This is a genomic window from Klebsiella sp. K47 (genome assembly GCF_051858335.1).
In the GTDB taxonomy this organism is placed as follows: Bacteria; Pseudomonadota; Gammaproteobacteria; order Enterobacterales; family Enterobacteriaceae; genus Klebsiella; species Klebsiella pneumoniae.
This window is the reverse complement of sequence record NZ_JBPYUI010000518.1, coordinates 1-216: the sequence shown is the minus strand read 5'-3', so window position 1 is coordinate 216 and position 216 is coordinate 1. Positions and strand designations below refer to the sequence as shown.

The window sequence follows — 216 nt, the reverse complement described above, 5'->3', positions numbered from 1 at the left end:
ATCAGTGTGATCGACGAATTCGTGGCGCAGGACAGTGGGTTGGCGGCGGTGCCGCTGGCCGATGAAATTCACTTTGATATCAGCTTTGTCTATTCGCGGTTCGAGCCGCCGTCGCATGCGGCGATGCATTTGATGCGGGTGTTGAAGGGGCAGGCGCAGAAACTGGGCCGGGCGATTGCGCCAGCATGATTCAACAGCCCGGCGCAATCCCGTGCA

1 protein-coding gene is annotated in these 216 nt (G+C 59.7%); it reads left to right on the top strand.

The genetic code is table 11. From position 1 onward, the window contains the following. On the top strand, positions 1-189 hold a 189-nt coding region (locus RRF55_RS29045; RefSeq protein WP_439419457.1), incomplete at its 5' end, for a hypothetical protein. Positions 190-216: the final 27 nt, after the last annotated feature.